Below are 19129 nucleotides of genomic sequence, written 5' to 3'. Positions count from 1 at the left end.
ATTTCATTTTTTTCTCTCTTGACTTCAATCCCCTATTACTTCTTTGCTACGAAAGGGGAAAAATTGGTATACTATAACCAAATTACGGAGGTGTTTTCGCAATGAATCATTATAAAGACGATAGTTACGCCTTACATACAGATTTATATCAAATCAACATGGCTTATACATATTGGAAAGATGGTATTCATACTCGCCGTTCTGTTTTTGATCTATACTTTCGAAAGCTTCCATTCGAAAACGGCTATGCTGTTTTTGCTGGTCTTGAAAAAATTGTAGAGTACATAGAAAATTTCAGCTTTACCGAAAGTGACATCGCTTATTTAGCAGAGCTGCAATTTGAAGAAGACTTCCTTCATTATTTACAAAACATGAAATTTACTGGCACGATTCGTAGTATGCAAGAAGGCGAAGTTGTTTTTAATAACGAACCATTATTACGTGTTGATGCACCGCTTGGCGAGGCACAAATAATTGAAACCGCCCTCTTAAATATTGTAAATTACCAAACATTAATTGCTACAAAAGCTGCACGTATGAAGCACGCTGCAAATAATGATGAGCTTTTAGAGTTCGGTACAAGACGCGCTCATGAGTTTGATGCTGCCCTTTGGGGAACACGAGCTGCCTTTATTGGTGGTTTTTCATCTACAAGTAACGTTCGCGCAGGGAAACGATTTGGCATCCCTGTAGCTGGCACACATGCCCATTCTTTCGTTCAAGCATATCGCGATGAATATGTTGCATTTAAAAAATATGCTGAAACACATAAAAAATGTGTATTTCTTGTCGATACATACGACACATTAAAATCTGGTGTTCCAAATGCGATTCGTGTTGCAAAAGAGTTCGGGGATCGTATCGATTTTTATGGCATTCGCCTTGATAGTGGTGATATGGCATATTTATCAAAGGAGGCCAGAAAACAACTTGATGCAGCTGGATTTACAAACACAAAAATTATCGCTTCTAGCGATTTAGATGAATATACGATTATGCACTTGAAATCTCAAGGGGCAAAAATTGATGTATGGGGTGTTGGTACAAAGCTGATTACATCCTTTGAGCAGCCAGCATTAGGGGCTGTTTATAAACTAGTCGCTATTGAAGATACTGACGGAAAATTAAATGATACGATTAAGATTTCATCTAATCCTGAAAAAATTACAACCCCAGGACTTAAACGAGTTTATCGTATTATTAACCGTGTTAACGATCATGCAGAGGGCGATTATATTGCTTTAGAGTCAGAAGAACCCGGAAAAGAAGAGCGTTTAAAAATGTTTCATCCAGTTCATACATATATAAGTAAATTCGTAACAAGCTTTGAAGCACGCGAACTGCATCAAGATATTTTCATTAACGGTAAGAGAGCGTATGAATTACCTAATATATTAGATATTCAAAAGTATAATGAACGCAGCCTCTCACTATTTTGGGAAGAGTATATGCGAACTTTAAACCCAGAAGAGTACCCTGTCGATTTAAGCCAAGAATGTTGGGATCATAAAATGAATTATATTCAAACTGTTCGAGAACAGGTTGAAAAAAACATACAAAAATAAAGTGAAGCTTTAATCAGTGGGGTTTTGTCCCTCCCCCACTTCTCCATTTTTCAATACTATATGGATATTTGTAAAAAATATATTAAAATAATAAGAAGAATATTATATTTTGTAAATTTATATATTAAATTATTTAAAAACAAAATAATATTTGATATTATTTTCTTGAGTCCATTTCAACAAAATAACCAATAAAAAAGAGGACGCAATTGCGTCCTCTTTTTTATAAATCTTTTACTCGTAGTACACGCATTGCATTTAATACTGCAAGTAACGTCACACCAACATCTGAGAAGACTGCTTCCCACATTGTTGCAATACCAAAGGCGCCGAGTAATAACACTAACCCTTTTACCCCTAATGCAAATATAATATTTTGCCATACGATGCTACGTGTACGTTTTGCAATTTTTACTGCTGTCACAATTTTTGAAGGCTCATCAGTCATAATAACGATGTCAGCAGCTTCAATTGCTGCATCTGACCCTAAGCCGCCCATCGCAATACCAACGTCTGCCCTTGCTAGTACTGGCGTATCATTAATACCATCACCGATGAATGCAATCTTTTCTTTACCGCGTTTTGCTGCATCAATTTTTTCGATTTCTTCTACTTTTTGGTGTGGTAATAATTCGGCATGAACTTCATCTAAACCTAATTCTTTACCAACAGCTTCCCCGACTGATTTTGCATCACCAGTTAACATGACTGTCTTCTTAATACCTAGTTCTTTTAACTTTTGAATTGCTTGTTTTGAATCCTCTTTTACCTCATCAGAGATAACAATATAACCTGCATATTTACCATCTACAGCAACATGAACTAGTGTACCTACTGTATTTGGTTGCTTAAATGTAATGTTTTCTTTGCTCATTAATTTAGCATTACCTGCGAAAATTTCTTTTCCTTGTACTTTTACAACCGTACCATGACCAGAAATTTCACTATAGTCTTCAATAGCATTTTCATCGATTGATTTTCCATATGCATTTCGAATAGATTGTGCAATTGGATGATTTGAATATACTTCTGCAAATGCTGCATATTCTAATAGCTCTTCAGCTGTGATACCTTCACTAGGCTCCATCTTCGTAACTTTAAAGACACCTTTTGTTAATGTTCCTGTTTTATCAAAAACGATATATTTCACATCATTCAATGCTTCTAAATAGTTACTTCCTTTTACTAAAATACCACTTTTAGATGCCCCACCAATACCGCCAAAGAATCCAAGAGGAATCGATACAACGAGCGCACATGGACAAGAGATTACTAAGAACACTAAAGCTCTATAAATCCAATCGGAGAATGTAGCACCCTCTAAAATAAGTGGTGGAATAAATGCCATTATTGCTGCTGTTATAACTACAACAGGAGTATAATAACGTGCAAACTTTGTAATAAAGTTTTCTGTTGGCGCTTTTTTGCTACTTGCATTTTGTACTAAGTCTAAAATTTTCGATACCGTGGATTCACCGAACTCTTTTGTAACTTCGACAATTAATACACCATTTTGGTTTACAAAACCACTTAATACGTCATTACCAACTTCTACTTCCCTCGGTACAGACTCACCTGTTAACGCTGAAGTATCCATCATTGATGTTCCCTCAACTACTTTCCCGTCTAACGGTACTTTTTCACCTGGTTTTACGATAATATACTCACCAATTTGCACATCTTCTGGTGATACTTGTTTCGTTTCGTTTCCAACTTTCACATTCGCATAGTCAGGACGAATATCCATTAATGACGTAATTGATTTTCGAGAACGATTTACTGCAATACTTTGGAACAGTTCCCCTACTTGGTAAAATAGCATAACTGCTACCGCTTCTGGATATTGTTGAATCGCGAAAGCTCCTAAAGTTGCAATTGCCATTAAAAAGTTTTCATCGAACACTTGGCCGCGAGTTATGTTTCTTACCGCTCTCCAAACGATATCTCCACCTATTAATAAATAAGCAAGGACGAATAATGGAATTGTTATCATTTGCGGTAATCCGGCTAACGCAGCAATTCCTGTAAAAATTCCACCGACTACTAATCGTCCTATCATCTTTTTCACATTTCCATCACCATGATCATGGTCGTGTCCTTTTTCCTCTTCACGAACAACTTTTACATCAGGCTCTAACTTTTGAACAACATTTTTTATATTTTGTACAGTCGATTCAAGTTCTCGTTTATTTGCAACTTCTACTCGTAATTTCTTCGATACGAAATCAACAGTCGCTTCTGAAATTGTTGGCATTTCCTTTACCTTATTTTCAATCTTCATTGCACAATTTGCACAGTCTAAGCCTTCTAATACAAATACTTCTTTTACTGATTTTGTTTTTTGCTCTTCTTGCACTTTAATATGTGGCTCTAATTTTGTAACAAGTTGCTTCGCTTCCGTAACAACTTGATTTTCTTTATTTTGCGTTGTTTCTAAAAGCATCGTTTTTGTTGCAAAGTTTACGGAACAAGATGTTACCCCTTCTATATTCCCAACACCTTTTTCAATTTTCATTGCACAATTTGCACAATCTAAACCTTCTAGCATAAGTTTCTTTTTCACTAATGCTTCTGCCATCGTTCTCCCTCCTCGCTTTTTTATTCTTCCTCGTTTACGTGTTCAAACGCTTGCTCGAAGATATGAATTACGTGTTGATCAGCTAATGAGTAATAAACTACCTTTCCTTCTTTACGGTTCTTTACAAGCTTCGCTTGCTTTAATACACGAAGCTGATGTGAGATTGAAGATTGCGTCATTCCTAATAAATAAGCTAAATCACAAACACACATTTCAGCTTCAAATAATGCATGTAATATTCTCGTACGTGTACGGTCACCTAATACTTTAAATAATTCTGCTACTTTACTTAAACTTTCATCAGTCGGAATTGTTTGTTTTACTTGATCCACGATTTCCTCGTGAATTACCGTTTGAGAACATGCTTCCTGTTGCGTTTCTACTTTATTTTCAGCCATCACAGCTCACCTCTTTATTTGAACATATGAACAACTATTCATATGTCTTATACCTTTATTATATGAGCGTTCATTCATATGTGTCAATGAATTCTCATACATTTTTTAAAACATTTCGTTCACATTTCAAAATAAACATATAAATATTCTCCGCATCTATCATGCCCTTCATACAAAAAGGATGCACGAAAACTACCGTGCATCCCTTCTTATTTATTAACTTTTACTGCATCCACAATTAACGAAGCAAATCCTAATTTACCATCTTGATTTCTATGATCAAAACGTTTCGATCGATAAATAAATCCACCGTTCTCTTCCCAATCACTATAATGAAACTGGCCATTCTCATCACAGTATTCTAAAAGCTTTACTTGAAAACCTACTGCTTCAAACATAGATATAATCGTTTTGTAGTTATGTACAATTTTATGACTTGCAGCTGGATGATCTAACGGGCCAGGTCCTCCCACTTGCACACCAAGCTGATATTCTTCATTGGGGAAAAATGCATCCGGCACTGCACAACGAATATAACCATCATCTTGTAAAAACTCAAAGCATATTTTAGCTGCTTCTATACCTTCTTCATACGATAAATGCTCCCATACATGTTCAGCTAAAATTACCGATAAAGAATTAGGCTGAAATTTATTAAGCCACGTTTCTCTTTTTAATAAATTTAATTCATCCTCATTTGTATGTAACCAACCTGGGTTATTATTATATCCCTCTGCTCCAACGACAACTTTCGTCTCCATCTTTCCACCCCTTCTTATATTCCGACATAAAAATTTGACAACATAACATTGGTCTCCTTTATTTCCCCAAAAGAAAAAGCCTTGCGCGCTCCCTAGACGCACAAGGCTTACTAACTTTATATCCCTTTAATTAGCTTTTTCTAAACTATCTTGCGAACTTCCATCGTCTTTTAAATGACTATGTTTTTTCGAATAAACAAAGTATACAACCACTCCGATTGCTAACCAAACACCGAAGTATATCCATGTTTTTAACGGTAGATTTACCATTAAGAATAGACAGCTTGCAACTGAAATAATCGGTAAGATTGGTACAAGTGGTACCATAAATCCACGTTGTAATTTCGGGTGCGTTTTACGAAGAATGATGACAGTTACACCAACCATCGCAAATGTTAATAACGCTCCAATATTCGCTAAATTCGACAATTCTTTTAAATCGATAAATCCGGCAATTAAAGCACTACCAATTCCTGTTAACCAAACTGAAAATGTTGGTGCTTCTGTCTTCTTGTTAATTTTCGCAAAAGATTTTGGCAATAAACCGTCACGGCTCATAGCGAAGAATACACGTGTCGTAGCGTAGATGTATGCGAAAATTACAGCCATAATACCAATTACAGCTCCAATAGCGATTACACCAGCCACTTTATCTTGTCCTACAACTTCTAATACATAGGCCATCGCTTCAGGTACATCTAATTCCTTATAAGAAACCATACCTGTCATAACGAGACAAACTACAACATAAATGATTGTACAAATGACTAATGAAGCAATAATACCAATCGGCAAATCACGTTGTGGATTTTTCACTTCTTCAGCAGAAGTTGCTAATGCATCAAATCCTAAGAAAGCGAAGAATACTGCTGCTCCTCCGGCAAAGACTCCACTTAAGCCGTACGGTGCAAATGGTATCCAGTTTTCTGGTTTCACGTAGAATACACCAACTGCAATGAATAAAACAACAATACCAATTTTAATTAATACCATTATGTTATTCACACGCTTACTTTCTTTTGTACCTCGTGATAATAACCAAGTTATCACCAACGTAACGATAACTGCGGGTAAGTTCACCATACCACCTTGCGATGGAATCGTTAACAACGCTTTTGGAATTTCAAGTCCAAATCCACTCACTAAATTATTGAAATAACCTGTCCATCCGCCAGCTACTGCGGCAGTCGTTACGACATATACGGATAGCAATGTCCATCCCATTAAATGGGCAATAAACTCACCAATTGTTGCATATGAATATGTGTACACACTACCTGAAACAGGAAGTGCAGATGCAACCTCTGCATAACATAAAGCTGCAAATCCACAAACAATTGCTGCAATCATAAATGAAAAAATAACTGCTGGACCAGCATCTCTTGCTGCTACTAATCCAGTTAATACTAGAACTCCTGTACCAATTATCGCACCAATCCCTAGCATTGTTAGGTCAAATGCCCCTAGCGTTTTCGTCAAAGTTTTACTTTTACTTTCCCCTAACAATTGCGTAACGGATTTCTTTTTAAATAGGTTGGCCACGATGAATGCCCCCTTTTACCAAGAAGAGCTAAGAGGTATTATCTCTTAGCTCTTATCATGTTGTTTTATATATTGTTCGATTTTGTTTTGTATAATGCTTCTATTAGCAAGATACTGTTTCTGCTTCTAATAATTCTTTAGCACCCTTGTACTCTACACCGTGAGCTTCTGCAACTGCTTCGAATGTTACATAGCCCTCTAATGTATTAATACCTTTTAATAATGCAGTGTTGCCTAGGCAAGCTTCTTTGTAGCCTTTGTTAGCAATTTGTACTGCATATGGTACTGTTACGTTTGTTAATGCAAGAGTTGATGTACGTGGAACCGCACCTGGCATGTTTGCAACTGCATAGTGAACAACGCCGTGTTTTTCATAAGTTGGGTTATCATGAGTTGTAATACGGTCAGTTGTTTCGAAAATACCACCTTGGTCAATCGCGATATCTACAACAACAGAACCTTGTTCCATTGATTTAATCATTTCTTCTGTTACAAGTTTTGGCGCTTTTGCACCTGGGATTAATACTGCACCGATTACAAGATCAGATTCTTTTACAGCTTCTGCAATATTGTAAGGATTAGACATTAAAGTTTTTACTTGGTTTCCGAAAATGTCATCTAATTGACGAAGACGTTCTGCACTTAAGTCGATGATTGTTACATCCGCACCTAGTCCAACTGCAATTTTAGCAGCATTTGTACCAGCTTGTCCACCACCGATAATTGTTACTTTACCACGTTTAACTCCTGGAACACCTGCAAGTAAGATACCTTTACCGCCTTTGTTTTTCTCAAGGAATTGCGCACCGATTTGTGCAGCCATACGACCAGCTACTTCACTCATAGGTGCAAGTAATGGTAATGAACGGTTTTCTAATTGTACTGTTTCATATGCGATAGCAACAACTTTCTTTTCAATTAACGCTTTTGTTAATTCTGGTTCTGGAGCTAAGTGTAAGTATGTGAATAAGATTAAACCTTCGCTGAAGTGTTTGTATTCGCTTTCAACTGGTTCCTTAACTTTCATAACCATTTCCATGTTCCAAGCTTCTTCAGCCGTATCAACAATTTTCGCTCCCGCTTCAACATACTGAGCATCTGTGAAACCAGATCCTACACCTGCGTCCTTTTGAATGAATACTTCGTGATTGTTACGAACTAAATGTACAACACCTGCTGGTGTCATTGCCACACGGTTTTCGTTGTTTTTAATTTCTGCTGGTACCCCAATACGCATAATGAAATGCCCCCTTATAATTAACAGAAAAAAGGAATTCTTTTTTCTTTTTTAAATAATTAATAACTTATGTCCTTATTCTAGCATAACTTAAAAGTTATGAAAACGCTAACATACTATTTTTTTAAAGTTTATATATTTAGAATAGTGTAAATATATAAAACATTGATTTTATTGGGTTCTCCGTACCACTCCATCATCTATTACTCTATTTCTATTATATCCATTCAAAATGCATAGTAATTATTTATTATTTGACAATAATGTAACAATGTAAAAAAACTAAGCAATGACGTATACATATACACTTATTACTTTGTTCAATACTTTAGAAATATATTCTTTTCACAAAAAAAACAGCTACTGGCATTTAGCCAGCAGCTGGATAACTTATAAATAACTTTGAAAATAGATCTTCTGTCGTCTCACTAATTTTATCAAACATATCACTTTCACGATCTTCTTGCTCTTTTAACATCTTGATTGTTTCACGTGCGTCTTCAGGATAATCGGTAATGATACCATCCACGTTTAACTTATAATATGCCTTTAAACTCTCCATATCATTTACTGTCCATACGTAAATTGGCTTGTTTAGCTTCCTTGCTTCTTTTACTAATTTCTTATTTAACATGTATTCTTCTGCTACATAAAAATCAGCCTTCACATTCTTTAAGTTAGCTCTACTCGCATACAGTATGTATCCTACTTTTATATTTGGATTTGCACGTTTAAACTCTTTAATAAGCGGATAGTGTAACGTTTGAATGACACATTGCTTCTCAAATTCATTATCTTTAATCGCTTTTAATACTTTGTTTACGAAATCTTTTTCGCCACCATGGAGCTTCACTTCAATATTAAGTTTGATTTTTCCTTTTGCCAGCTTAATGATCTCATCAAGTGTACTTATTTGTCCTGAAAACCCATCTTGACTAAGGGTAAGCTGTCTTAACTCCTCCATCGTTAAATCTGACACGTGAACATTAGCATTCGCAAGACGTTTTAGCTTCAAATCATGTATAACTGCTAGTTCACCGTCTTTTGTTTGCAGTACATCAATTTCAGCGTAGTCTGCTTTGGCATCAATAGCCCCCTGCAGAGCTTCTTTCGTATTCTCTACACCTTTTGAAATATAACCACGATGAGCCATAATAATTGGTTCTTTATATGAATTTGAAATAAACGTTACAATGAAGGCAACGACCATTCCGGCAGTAATAATTCCTACAATATATACACCAATAAATTTCCAACGATGTTTTTGGAAGAAACATTTATCTGCTTTTGTTTTCGAATAATCTAATCCTTCTTCTAATAAAACATCTTCAACCGGAACCTTTTGTAAATACAATCGTGTTATTGCCATAATATAAAATGGTGTCACGATAAAACTAAATAAATACAATGTACTCGTTAAAAATACAGACATTGTTGATTCTGCTAATAATGCAAATGTTCCCTGTGGATTTGTAAATTCATACATGCCCCATAGACACAATAAATACATTCCAAAAAATACACCGTACACAATCCCTATTGAAATAAAAAATCCTACTAAAAAGAATAGTACTTTAAAAAAACTTTCTTTTACTAACGTTGCACTTTTACGTGCTGCTGTGCGAAACGGCTTTTGCTCTAAAACAACAATAGGTAGAACAAAAATCCAGCGAAGGTTCAAATACGCAACTACAGCAAAGAACGTGTAATAACCAACTTGTCCCATCGTTGTCTTAAACAGTTCTCCTGTAATAAAGTTAGGAATTTGAATTTGCGGAATTAATGCCGTTTCATATCCAAGATTTAAAAGAGGTAACAATACGACAGCATATAAAATAAATCCTGGTAAGCAATATGTGAAAAGAGTAGGTAAATACGTTACGGTTTTATATAAAATCGGACGTAATTTCACCTTTTGTCTTTTATGAGCGAAGTACGAAATGATAATAAGCACCGCAAATTCCGTAAAGATAAGAAACAGTGCTAACAATGATAAAATTACGATTGCCAAAATGCCGTATGGTGTCTTTAAAAACGCTAATAATTCATCATTCGTCGCATTTGCATAACCACCAAAATACAATAACTTATTAAAAATGATCCCAAATAGCGGGACAAATACAATCGCTGCTAATAATTTATAAGCAAGTTGAAAGGTTAATACATTCCAAAAAGCAAATCTAACTGTTTGAAAGGAATGTCCCATTACCCCTGGTATAGATAGTCTTTTACGGTGTTGCATATATTCCTCCACATTCTAAAACGATATTTGAGATGGATTCCATATTTCCATTTCCAACCCATCTTTTTAATAATAATATATTCCGCTTAACATGAACACTCTTATACATACAATGAAAAAGTGATGGCTACTTGCCATCACTTTTTCATTTACTCTATTTTTTCTCTAACCCTTGACCAAATGCTTTCAAGAAGCTAAAACCGAATGTAATTGCTCTATTGATATCTGGATCTTTTAACACTTTAAAGAAATCCATCACTTTTGTTTTTTTACCACTATTTAATTCCTCTGTTGCAAATTGTAATCCAGTGACTAAACTAGATGTTATTTGTTTCGTTATTTCTGGGTCCACTGAAGATAATGCCTCTCCTGCCCCCATCATATTGTTTAATGCGTTTTTTACTGGTTCACGATTCAATTGTTCAACAGCTATTTTGGAAACATCTTCTTTTGCAGCAAGTAAACTAATTGCTGCATCTAAAATTCCTGCTTTTTGCAACTGCGCTAATAGCTGCATCGTCTCTTCTACTGCTTCTCTATTCTCAGCTAGATCATTTAACAACTCATCTGTTACTTGCTGTTTTTTTTCTTCTTCTGTTACAATCTTCTTTTTAATTAAAGTAATCTCTTTTGCCATTATCTCCGCCCCCTAATTCTGGTCCACAAGTGATACGTATTGTTTTCTTTGCCACTTTCGCTCGATTTCAACACCATTTTGCGGATGACGTTTTTTATCTCTCGGGTTTGAAGATGGTAACGGACGATTTCCTTTTTCACGTAATACGCGCAGTTTCACCATTGTTTGTTTATAAGCTGGTGTACACGTATAAATGTCTGTTGCTGTTCCTGTTAAAATATTGATTGCCTCTTCATTTACTGTCGCATGCATCGGCAAATATAACTCATTTCCAGTTACACGATCTGTAACAAGCGCTTGTACTTTGATTTTTCCAAATGGTGATGCTAACTCTACAAGACCACCATCTTTCACATTGCGTTCTTTAGCAAGTTCAGGTGAAATTTCAACAAATACTTCAGACACTTTAGATAAAATACCAGCCGACTTATTCGTCATATTCCCTTCATGGAAATGCTCTAGCATACGGCCATTATTTAATAGTAAATCATACTCATCTGGTGCTATAACTGGCGGAACCCATTCATCTAGTGATAAACGTGCTAGTTTGTCTGGGAAGTTAAATCCATCTACATATAATAATGGTGTATCACTACCATCATGGCTACCCCAACATAAACTATTCCAGCCTTCTAGACGGTCGTACGTCGCTTGAGAGTATAACGGTGCAAGCGATGCAATTTCGTCCATAATTTCACTTGGACTTCCATAATCCCAGTCTCCGCCCAGTGCACGAGCTACTTTTTGTAAAATCCACCAATCTGGCTTAGAATCACCAAGTGGCTTCAATACTTCATACAATCTTTGAATACGGCGCTCTGTATTCGTAAACGTTCCTTCTTTTTCTAAGCTTGGTGCTGCTGGTAAAATAACATCGGCGAAACGAGCTGTTTTCGATAAGAACATATCTTGAACAACAAGGAAGTCTAAATTCGCTAAAATATGTTGTACATGGTTGGCATTTGAATCTACTAAAGCCATTTCTTCTCCCATAACATACATACCACGCAGTTTTCCTTCTTCGGCCGCAAGTAACATTGCGATATTATTTAATCCCGGTTCTTTCGGAATCGTAGTACCGTATGCTTTTTCAAATTTCGCACGATGCACATCATCTGAAACAGCTTGGTAACCCGGAAGCCAGTTCGGTAATGTCGCCATATCACAAGCACCTTGTACGTTATTATGCCCGCGTAACGGATACGCACCGGCACCAGGACGACGGTAGTTACCTGTAACGAGAAGTAAATTTGAAATTGCTGCTGACGTTGTACTTCCTCCTGTATTTTGAGTTACACCCATTCCCCAAAGTACACAAGTACCATCTGCTTCATATACCATACGAGCCATTTCTTTTAACTGAGCTTTAGAAATCCCTGTAATTCCCTCAGTATAATCAAGCGTATATTTTTCTAGCATTTTGCTATATTCATCAAAATTCTTTACATTTTCAGCTATGAACTTTTTATCGTGCCAATCTTGATCGATAATGTATTTCGTTATCCCAGCAAGCCATACATAATCCGTCCCTTGACTCGGGTGAACAAATATATCAGCACGCTCCGCCATTTCATGTTTACGAAGGTCTGCGACAATTAGTTTTTGTTCATGTAATTTATGAGCACGCTTCACTCTAGTTGCAAGTACAGGATGTCCTTCTGTTGGATTTGCCCCAACAATAATAACAAGACCTGCCTCAGCAATATCTTTCACTGTTCCAGCATCTCCGCCCATACCGACAGTTTTAAATAAACCGTCTGTTGCTGGAGATTGGCAATAACGGGAACAGTTATCTACATTATTTGTTCCATATATTTGACGAGCTAGTTTTTGCATAAGATAGTTTTCTTCATTTGTTACTTTCGAAGAAGAAATAAACCCAAACGCATCGCTACCATACTCTGATTTAATATGTTGCATATTAGATGCAACAACTTCAAGAGCCTCTTCCCATGAAGCCTCAACAAACATATCCCCTTGGCGAATTAACGGCTTTGTAATACGCTCTTCACTGTTCACAAAGTCCCATCCGAATTTTCCTTTTACACATGTGGAAATACCATTAACCGGTGCATCTGAAACAGGTTGCACTTTTAAAATTTGACGATCTTTCGTCCATACTTCAAATGAACAACCTACACCACAAAATGTACAAACTGTTTTTGTCTTATTAATTTTCGTCTTACGCATCGCGGACTCTACTTCTGAAACTGCTAAAATACTGCTATATCCAGGCTCTACATCTTTTACAAAATCAATCATTGGATTAAGCACATCTGGTTTTAAACCAGTCATAAATCCAGCTTCTCCTAGCATCGTTTTTTCCATTAATGCATTACAAGGACAAACTGTTACACATTGCCCACAGCTAACACAAGACGAGTCATTTATACTCACACCATTGTCCCAAATAACACGTGGACGGTCTAAACTCCAATCAATCGATAAAGTTTCATTTACTTGTAAATTTTGGCATACTTCTACACACTGCCCACAAGCAATACATTGATTTGGATCGTATCGATAGAATGGATGCGACGTATCCACTTCGCATGCACTTACTTTCGGTTCATATGGATATTTCTGTTCTTCAATCTCCATCATATGTACTGTATTATGGACTTTACAGTTACCATTATTGTTATCACATACTGTACAATACAATAAGTGATTCTCTAATATTCGATCCATCGCTTCAGTTTGTGCTTCCTTTGCACGTTCCGATTGCCTCTCAATATGCATGCCACCTTCCAACTTCGTCGAACAGGCACGTAGTAAACTTCCATTCACTTCTACAATACATGTATCACAAGTTTGAATAGGATCTACCTCTGGTACATGACAAATTTGAGGATGTTCTAAATTACTTTCGTTAAACAATTGGAGTATCGTCTTTTCACCTGATACGAAAAATTCTTTACCATCAACGGTTACACGGACTGTCTGTTCTGTCATAGTTTCCCCTCTCCTTACAACTAACTGTACAACACAATTATGAATCCGTTTTCATAATTGTGTTGTACATATTTTTGAAGCGCCCTGTTGAAATACTTTCCTTTGGAAGTCGATTCTAGATGTTATAAGGTATAACTACGAAAGCTTGAAAATGTCGCTATTCTACAAATCTATTATATCGTACATATACAATAATAACCAAAATAATCTGCCATCTTCTTGTTAGTAGATGCTTTTGTTTTTTCGATGTTTTATGATAAATATGGGGAAAAATACATATAAAGGGGAATTTAATATGGGGCCTATTCAAGAAACATATACAATTGTACGTTATCAATCTGGTACATTTTCAAAACAAACCGATGAGGTTGTTACGGAATCTCCCATTACAATTAAATTAAATAGCGAAGAATACGTAACAGTTGTATGCACTCCTAATTACATTGAAGATATGGTAACCGGTTTTTTAATTTCTGAAGGAATTATTTCTTCTTATAAAGATATTGAAGAATTATGGATCCAAAAAGAAAACGGAATTGTCCATGTAAAATCGTCAAAAATTAATCCGCTCTATCAAACTTTATATAATAAACGGTACGTAACTTCTTGTTGCGGGAAAAGTAGACAAGGTTTTGTTTTCGTCAACGATGCAGCAAAAGCAAAAAAGTTACATGATATACATATAACTATTACTCCGGAAGAATGTTTTCACCTAATGACTTCCTTACAAGAATCTTCAACTACATTTCGCCAAACGGGTGGTGTGCATAATACCGCTTTATGCGATCGAAATAACATTCTTTTATCAAGAATGGATATCGGAAGACATAATGCGCTAGATAAAATATACGGTCATTGTTTACGAAACAATATCTCTGTTCAAGGGAAAATCATTGCGTTTAGCGGACGCATCTCATCTGAAATTTTGTTGAAGGTTTCAAAAATAGGTTGCGAAATTGTTCTATCTAAATCAGCTCCAACTAAACTAGCTCTGCAACTCGCCCACGATTTAGGTATTACCGTAGTAGGATTTATTCGAAATGGATCTTGCAATATTTATACACATCCGGAACGAATCGATGGCTACAAAATAAACGATTGAATACGTAAAAGAAAGTGAAAATTTAATCAGTGGAGGGTTTTTCCCTCCTCACTGATTATTAGCCCAACCAATCGGGCTTTTACTTGCAATCCGACTCCCACGAATAGTTGGATAAAAATGACTCCTTTACAAAGCGGAAATTTTAGTTATAAAAATGTAACATATTAAAACCTTGAATAGTTAATAAAGTTAATATATAATTTCATTACATAAAGTGAAACTATAATCAGTGGGAGGTGTTCATCCCCCACTGATTATTAGCCTTCACCAATCGGGCTTTTACGGGCAGCAGGGCTCCCACCTAACTTCTTTGCTCCAGCCGAATTTTGAGGTAGGAGTTTTACTGCCCACAAATAGCGGGATAAATAAAATGAAAACATAGTAGCATAATCTTTTCATTCTTTTACAAATTAAGAAAGAATAGTCACAGAATACATTTAACTAAACTTAATCTTACAAAGTTAATGAATTAAATTTGAATCAATCTAGGAGGTTACAACTATGGAAATTCGCTTATTAACAACAGAGGATGCAGAAATTTATTTGAAAGTGTGTATGGAAGGTTTAATGAAAAACCCTGAGGCTTTTAGCTCTTCTTATGAAGATGTTCTTAAACAGGAAAACCCTGTCGCTGCTATGGCAAAGCGATTAAGCAATCCGGATAAGTATACTCTAGGTGTCTTCAAAGATAATGATTTAATCGGTATTGCTACTCTAGAAACAAAGCCATTTATTAAGCAAGAGCATAAGGCAAAAATCGGCTCAGTTTTTGTTTCTCCAAAAGCGCGTGGCCTCGGTGCAGGACGAGCTTTAATTAAAGCGATTATTGAAAATGCCGATAAATTACATGTAGAACAGCTTATGCTTGATGTTGTCGCTGATAACACTGCTGCAAAAAAATTATATGAGTCCCTCGGCTTCCAAACTTACGGTGTGCAAGAACGGTCCTTAAAACATAATGGCCAATATTGGGACGAAGAGCATATGGTTTTATTCTTAAATAATTAACATTTTAATATAATTTTTCAAAAGCATCTTCTTATTAATTAAGATGCTTTTTTCATTACAACAATGTAATCTTCATGTCACCTTTATCGATCGTTCCAATCCTTTCCATTCGTTATACTAAAAATATAAAGTGAAACTTCACTCAGCGAGGAGGATCCGTCTCCCGCTAATTATTAAATGAACGTATAGCATGCAATTGATATGTAGAGGAGAATGTAACATGAAACAAAAAAAACAAGCTATCTTTTTAATATTTGCTACAGCAATTGTAACTTCTGGACTGGCAATTCTACCCTGGTTTATTATATAGAACACATTAAAAAAGCTTATTGCTTCTTAAGAAGCAATAAGCTTTTTTTCTATTATAAAATCCCGAAAAATTTATTTACACAACTTATCATAATAAGCATAGATACCGCAACACACATTACAATCGCATTACGATCTTGCTTTTCTTTTTGTAAACGTTCTACTTTTTTACTCATGTGTACAATCCCCTTTATAAAAAAAAAAGTGTGAGATAGGAAATTTTTCTTATCCGATGCGAGGTGAATACGAAAACCCTCTCTATCTCACATACACAATAGAATGGAATTGTCATTTTATAAATAAAATGACATGACGTTATGTCGCAACATAGGGTATTTGTGTCGCTACGTTTTCTATTATAAAAAATAGTTGTGCAAAACTAGTGCATTTTTTATGTCAATTGCCCTGATTGAAAAAATCAGCCATCCATTCAATCACATAAAAAGAGTTTTTTATTATTTTCATGTAAACTATACAAGTAGAATGAATAGTTTGGGGTGCACAAGATTATGGTGAAAATTTTATTAGTAGACGATGAAGAACGTATGTTACGATTGTTAGATCTGTTCTTAAGCCCTCGTGGCTATTTTTGTATGAAAGCTACTTCTGGCCTTGAAGCGCTAGAATTAATCGAACAAAAGGACTTCGATATTATTTTATTAGATGTTATGATGCCGAATATGGATGGGTGGGATACTTGCTATCAAATCCGTCAAATTTCCAACGTTCCAATTATTATGCTAACAGCTCGCAACCAAAATTATGATATGATCAAAGGTCTGACTATGGGAGCAGATGACTACATTACAAAACCATTCGATGAGCATGTATTAGTCGCGCGAATCGAGGCTATATTACGTCGCACAAAGAAAGATGGCTTTGTTAGCTTCAATGGTATTGAGTGGGATAAAACGAAACATACTGTTACAGTTTATAATGAAAAAATCTCACTAACTCCTATTGAATTTTCGTTGCTCGGACTATTTTTACAAAATACAAACCGTGCCTACAGCCGAGACGATTTAATCGAAAAGATTTGGGGATATCAAACAGACATCGAATACAGAACTATCGATTCACATATTCGTAATATACGGGATAAGTTACGCAAAAAAGGATTTCCAGTTGAAGATTACTTAGAAACAGTCTATAAAGTAGGATATAAATGGAAAAGTGAATAATTAATTTGGTCAGTGGACAATAGTTGACCACTGGCCCTTTATATGAAATAAGGTATGGTGAGAAAATGAGCAAACTTTCCCTTAAAGTTGGGACATACTTTTTAATATTAGCTTTATGTATTGAAACAATTGCCTTCGTATCTTTTTATAAGAACCTTTCAAACATACGCATTGAAGAGGAAACTCTTGCTCTTTTAGAGAAAGGAAATCGCTATAGTAAAATGATTAAAAACCGCGCGAAGTGGGGTGCATATTCTAAAGAAAGGCAACTCACAGAAAGCGCTGAACACAGTAAACGACCTAAACGTGCTGTGTACCCCGAGTTTGATATCAACACTGAGGCTGAACACTTAGTTGAATCAGAATTAATTGCTAACTCTGATATAGCTATCATTATAACAGACAATAACGGCAAAATTATTTCTACCTCAGAACCCGTAACGAAAGAAATGCAAAAACAACTTACTTGTAAAACTGAGACTATCCCAGAAGGTGGATTAATCGTTGAAAAAAACTGGAAAAAATCAAAATTCATCTCAACAGTAAGCCCGCTGGAAATTCAAGGATTTCAAGGTAAGTTATATATGTTATTAAAGACATCTTTCTTAGAAAATATGTTACTTAAACTCATGAATCAATTTCTTATCATTAGTGTTTTGACAATTATTTTAACTACTATTTCTGTCTTTGTTTTTTCTCGTGTTATTACAGAACCGCTTATAAAAATGAAGCGGGCGACAGAAAAAATGTCAAAATTAAATAAGCCGATTCAATTAGGAATTAAACGAAATGATGAACTTGGAAGCTTAGCAAAAACGATTGAAGATTTATCTAGTGAACTTACGTATATGAAAAAAGAACGAAACGAATTTCTCGCTAGTGTAGCGCATGAATTACTAACTCCATTAACCTATATGAAAGGTTATGCAAAGGTAGCAAAAAGAGATTCTCTAACGAAAGAAGAACGTGAAGAATACTTACAAATCATTGAAGACGAAACGGATAGTGTAACCGATCTCGTACAAGATTTATTTATGCTTGTACAATTAGAGCAACACCAGTTTGTTATAAAAAAACAAAAAGTAATTCTTCAACCATTTTTAGAACGAATGGTTGAAAAAACAAAAACAACATTAACAAACAAACAAATGCAACTCCATGTACATTGCAAAGATGATTTAGAAGTTTGCATAGACGAAAGACGTATGGAACAAGTTATGTTAAATTTATTACACAATGCTTATCAACATTCACCAGAAAACACTTCTATAATAATACGTGTACTAACCAGTGCGAATACTTTTACAATAAGTGTACAAGATGAAGGTGAAGGTATTCCAAAAGAAGATATCCCACATGTTTTTGATCGCTTTTACCGTGTCGATAAATCCAGAACACGAGCTACAGGTGGAAAAGGTATCGGACTGGCTGTTGCAAAAGAAATTGTAGAACTTCATAATGGTTCTATTGAAGTTAAAAGCGAATTAGAAGTCGGAACAGAATTTATAATTGAATTACCATTTGTATAATATATGCGTGAAATCACCAGTAGTAGTCAACACTACTGGTGCTATTTTATTTATAAAACCAACTATTATAAGCTAAGCTTTTGAA

Annotated in this window: 14 protein-coding genes; 5 read left to right on the top strand and 9 right to left on the bottom strand. The window is 35.5% G+C overall.

Annotated features, from left to right (window positions below; translation table 11 throughout):
- The first annotated feature begins 101 nt into the window (after positions 1-101).
- Positions 102-1565 (top strand): nicotinate phosphoribosyltransferase, encoded by a 1464-nt coding sequence (locus MKY90_RS03065; RefSeq protein WP_002169184.1) that lies wholly within the window; start codon positions 102-104, stop codon positions 1563-1565.
- Between the two features lie 223 nt (positions 1566-1788).
- Here MKY90_RS03065 and MKY90_RS03060 read toward each other — a convergent pair whose 3' ends face one another.
- The 8 genes from MKY90_RS03060 to fdhF all read right to left on the bottom strand — a co-directional run bounded on the left by MKY90_RS03060 (position 1789) and on the right by fdhF (position 13915).
- Entirely contained in the window at positions 1789-4143 is a 2355-nt protein-coding gene (locus MKY90_RS03060; RefSeq protein ID WP_063218734.1) for a heavy metal translocating P-type ATPase, read from the bottom strand.
- A gap of 20 nt (positions 4144-4163) precedes the next feature.
- Entirely contained in the window at positions 4164-4541 is a 378-nt protein-coding gene (locus tag MKY90_RS03055; protein WP_002010461.1) for an ArsR/SmtB family transcription factor, read from the bottom strand.
- A gap of 209 nt (positions 4542-4750) precedes the next feature.
- A complete protein-coding gene (locus tag MKY90_RS03050; RefSeq protein ID WP_078185217.1) occupies positions 4751-5302 on the bottom strand; it encodes a class I SAM-dependent methyltransferase in 552 nt (183 codons plus the stop codon).
- Between the two features lie 126 nt (positions 5303-5428).
- Positions 5429-6844, bottom strand: coding sequence for an amino acid permease (locus tag MKY90_RS03045; RefSeq protein WP_098167724.1), 1416 nt, complete (start codon positions 6842-6844; stop codon positions 5429-5431).
- 103 nt (positions 6845-6947) lie between these two features.
- A complete protein-coding gene (gene ald / locus MKY90_RS03040) occupies positions 6948-8081 on the bottom strand; it encodes an alanine dehydrogenase (protein ID WP_002010453.1) in 1134 nt (377 codons plus the stop codon).
- 370 nt (positions 8082-8451) lie between these two features.
- Positions 8452-10323 carry a glycerophosphoryl diester phosphodiesterase membrane domain-containing protein gene (locus tag MKY90_RS03035; protein WP_098167725.1) on the bottom strand — a complete coding sequence of 624 codons (1872 nt, stop codon included), beginning with the start codon at positions 10321-10323 and terminating at the stop codon, positions 8452-8454.
- Positions 10324-10477: 154 nt separating this feature from the next.
- Positions 10478-10960 (bottom strand): DUF1641 domain-containing protein, encoded by a 483-nt coding sequence (locus MKY90_RS03030; RefSeq protein WP_002140332.1) that lies wholly within the window; start codon positions 10958-10960, stop codon positions 10478-10480.
- Between the two features lie 12 nt (positions 10961-10972).
- The gene (gene fdhF, locus MKY90_RS03025) at positions 10973-13915 is read right to left on the bottom strand and encodes a formate dehydrogenase subunit alpha (RefSeq protein ID WP_098167726.1); all 2943 of its coding nucleotides are present in this window, start codon (positions 13913-13915) and stop codon (positions 10973-10975) included.
- A 295-nt stretch (positions 13916-14210) separates the two neighbouring features.
- On the opposite strand from fdhF, the gene fdhD reads away from it, so the two are divergent.
- A complete protein-coding gene (gene fdhD / locus MKY90_RS03020; RefSeq protein WP_098167727.1) occupies positions 14211-15017 on the top strand; it encodes a formate dehydrogenase accessory sulfurtransferase FdhD in 807 nt (268 codons plus the stop codon).
- Between the two features lie 501 nt (positions 15018-15518).
- Entirely contained in the window at positions 15519-16025 is a 507-nt protein-coding gene (locus tag MKY90_RS03015) for a GNAT family N-acetyltransferase (RefSeq protein ID WP_002010444.1), read from the top strand.
- A 362-nt stretch (positions 16026-16387) separates the two neighbouring features.
- Here MKY90_RS03015 and MKY90_RS03010 read toward each other — a convergent pair whose 3' ends face one another.
- Entirely contained in the window at positions 16388-16510 is a 123-nt protein-coding gene (locus tag MKY90_RS03010) for a hypothetical protein (RefSeq protein ID WP_002029704.1), read from the bottom strand.
- Positions 16511-16843: 333 nt separating this feature from the next.
- Between MKY90_RS03010 and MKY90_RS03005 the strand changes: the two genes are divergently transcribed.
- On the top strand, positions 16844-17515 hold the full coding sequence (locus MKY90_RS03005; RefSeq protein WP_098167728.1) for a response regulator transcription factor: 672 nt from the start codon (positions 16844-16846) through the stop codon (positions 17513-17515).
- 65 nt (positions 17516-17580) lie between these two features.
- Positions 17581-19044, top strand: a complete 1464-nt coding sequence (locus MKY90_RS03000; protein WP_098167729.1) for a sensor histidine kinase — start codon at positions 17581-17583, stop codon at positions 19042-19044.
- Positions 19045-19129: the final 85 nt, after the last annotated feature.

The organism is Bacillus sp. FSL P2-0099 (genome assembly GCF_038007445.1).
Lineage (GTDB): Bacteria > Bacillota > Bacilli > Bacillales > Bacillaceae_G > Bacillus_A > Bacillus_A mycoides.
Note: the sequence above shows the minus strand (reverse complement) of the source record. Positions and strands in the feature narration are given on the sequence as shown.